General features: G+C 41.1%; 2 protein-coding genes and 1 pseudogene. All 3 read left to right on the top strand.

The window, feature by feature from the left end:
• Positions 1 to 192: 192 nt before the first annotated feature.
• Positions 193 to 1,032: a carbohydrate ABC transporter permease gene (locus AC0YNZ_RS31305; RefSeq protein WP_475830261.1), complete on the top strand. Its 840-nt coding sequence runs from the start codon at positions 193 to 195 to the stop codon at positions 1,030 to 1,032.
• A 359-nt stretch (positions 1,033 to 1,391) separates the two neighbouring features.
• Positions 1,392 to 2,600 carry an MFS transporter gene (locus AC0YNZ_RS31300; RefSeq protein ID WP_475830260.1) on the top strand — a complete coding sequence of 403 codons (1,209 nt, stop codon included), beginning with the start codon at positions 1,392 to 1,394 and terminating at the stop codon, positions 2,598 to 2,600.
• A 244-nt stretch (positions 2,601 to 2,844) separates the two neighbouring features.
• Positions 2,845 to 3,108: pseudogene (locus tag AC0YNZ_RS31295) on the top strand (extracellular solute-binding protein); the annotation flags it as partial.

Below are 3,108 nucleotides of genomic sequence, written 5' to 3'. Positions count from 1 at the left end.
CTTCAATACGTTCAAGTACGGTTACGGCAGCGCCCTCTCCACGTTTTTGGTCGTTTTCTGTCTGATCGCAACCGTCCTGCTGAACCGGCTGTTCAAACGTGCGGAGGAATCCGCTTCATAGAGGAAAGGAGTTGTTCAAAAGTGACAACGGAAGCCATTCGAAAAACAGCAAAGCAAACGGGTTCCTCCTCCATCGGAATTCTGAAATGGAGAAATCTGAAAAAGGCGGCGGCATGGTGCTTTTTGGGCGCCTTGGCCGTCACGCAAGTTTATCCGCTCCTTTGGCTGCTGCTCTATTCTCTCAAAACGACAAGCGAAATCTTGGAAGGCCGGTTTTTTGCCCTCCCGAAATCGTTCCAATGGGGCAACTATGTAGAAGCCTTTACTTCAGGCGAGTATCCGAAATATATTTTTAATAGTATCATCGTTACGGGGATTTCTCTTATTCTGACGATATTTTTCGGGGCCATGGTTTCGTACGCGATAACACGCTTTAAATGGCGTTATGGGAATGCCGTACTGCTCGTCTTTATGATCGGAATCATGATTCCGATCCAGTCGACACTGCTGCCGCTGATGGTCATTTTTAAAAACATGGATATTCTGAATACGCATGCGTCGATCATTATTCCGTATGTCGCGTTCGCGCTTCCGATGGCGGTTTTTATACTGTCGGGATTTCTGAGGAGCGTGCCACATGAGATCGAGGAATCCGCCATGATTGACGGCGCATCGATCTACCGGACCTTCGTAAGCATCATTTTGCCGATTATCGTACCGCCGATCATGACGGTCACGATCCTGACCTTTATCTCGGTTTGGAACGAGTACATCATTGCGGCGACTTTTATTTCTTCCGAATCGCTCAAGACGCTGCCGTTTGGGCTGAACAGCTTTGTCGGGCAATATACCGCCAATTACGGTGCAATCGGGGCTTACCTCGTATTGGGCGCTTTACCGGTTATTATCGTCTATTTCGTTCTTTCGGAAAAAATCACAAAAGGAATGGTTGACGGTGCAGTCAAAGGCTGATCATTTTTCTACTCGAGGCATCCCGTATAGTAACCAGATTTCCCTAAGCCAAACAGATTGATGAAGCCTGGGAGCGCGTACTAGCTTCAGATGCCCGATATCGATTTATGATCGACATCAGCACGATGGAGGAAGAATAACGAGAAATCCATGCAATACTTTAGGGGCATGCCTACACGGTGTGCCTCTTTACTTGGTGGAAACTCATTTAGCTCAAACAATAAGAACATTAAACGCTTTATGATAATCAACGATTTTGATTCACATGTTGAATACACAACGATTTGCGTTCATTTAACCATTGTAAGTACCCTGTTTATATTTATAATTATAAACGGATATTGATTAAACGATCGGTGATGATTTTTTGTTGGGCGAATTCAAAGGAGGAATATTTTTTGGCTAAACAAAACAACAGCTTGCTAATATTTATATTAACCATCGGTGCTTTCGGACTTATTAATACTGAACTGGGAATGATGGGGATACTGCCTTTCGTTGCTGAACATTTTCATGTTAGTGTATCAAAAGCGGGATGGTTGGTGAGTCTTTTTGCCCTTGTCGTTGCCATTTCAGGTCCAATTATGCCTTTATTGCTTTCGGGATTAAATCGGAAGAAGGCCATATTACTCGTACTTGGCGTATTCGTTCTCGGGAACATTGTTGCCATATTTACAACTAATTTTACCATTGCATTAATTGCTCGTGCAGTTCCAGCCTTTCTTCATCCGGTTTATTTTTCTTTAGCTTTTACAGTAGCTGCTGCCTCGGTAAGCAAAGAGGAAGCTCCAAAAGCTGTTGCTAAAGTATTTATAGGAGTATCTGCCGGTTTGGTTATCGGTTCACCGATCGCAACTTTTATTGCTAGTGAAATTTCTTTCCAAATGGCGATGGTATTCAATACGGTTGTAAATGCTATAGCATTTATTGCTACATTAGTATTTGTACCCTCTATGCCTGTTAGGGAAAGACTTTCTTACGGAGCACAATTATCCGCATTAAAAAAACCAATTGTTTGGCATTCCATTCTTGCTGTCATTTGCATCAATTCAGCTATATTTGGGGTTTACAGCTATTTTTCTGAGTATCTGAAAACAGTAACGAGTATGTCTCCGAATACAATTACATTCATGTTAGTCATATTCGGTGGAACCAATATTATTGGAAACATTGTGGCAGGGAAGTTGCTTACTAATAATGCCCTTAAAACTGTAGTAGCTTTTCCTTTTGCGTTGGGAGCTGTCTACATCATATTATTCTTTTTTGGACAGTTTACCGTACCTATGGTTATCTTTACTACTTTTTGGGGAATTGTAGCTGGAGTAGGAGCTAATATTACTCAATATTGGATTTTGTCTTCAGCGCCTAAAGCTCCAGATTTTGCTAATGGATTATTTTTAACATCCGCTAATTTAGGAGTCACATTGGGTGCATCAGCAGGTGGATTATTTATATCAGGATTAGGTACACAATCCATCGTATTAGTGGGATTTTTATCGTTAATATTGTGTTTGGTATTTATTTTAATAAGGAATTACATGTATAATCCTGCTAAACAATTTTCGTAACTGCTTAGGTCTCTCTAAATCTTTGGAGAGATCTTTTTTTGATTTTATAAATATTACCACTCTGATTTGGTGAAGTTAAATAGACCAGGACAGTGAAAGGACACTCGTTTTATGGAGTCTAGCCTTTCGGAAGTTGTTGAAATTTTAAACATGACAAGTTGAATTTTTGTATAACATATCATCTGAAATAAACGGTAAAGTTATATTTGTAAGCGACATCATTAGTCTGAGGGGGAAAAGCAAGTTGAAAAAAATGCGTGTAATGAGTCTAGTCGTTACTGCTGTATTGACTTTGACATTGGCAGCTTGCGGTGGAAACAAGACCGAGAGCGGAAGCGGCGAGACAGGAGGTACGGCAAAGGATAACGGTGGAGAAAAAAAAATTACGCTCACCTTTCAAACCAATCAGACGGACAAGAGTACAGCCTCTTATCAGATCGAGGAAGAGATTGCAAACAAATATATGAAGGAACATCCAAACGTGAAAATCGAATGGGACCGTCTGGAT

Source organism: Paenibacillus sp. J2L1-98, from assembly GCF_056269405.1.
This window is presented reverse-complemented; position numbering and strand designations above follow the sequence as displayed.

Bases quoted from the DNA above. Each gene is read 5' to 3' on its own strand.
- AC0YNZ_RS31300 (WP_475830260.1), top strand. From the start codon at position 1,392: ATGATTTTTTGTTGGGCGAATTCAAAGGAGGAATATTTTTTGGCTAAA.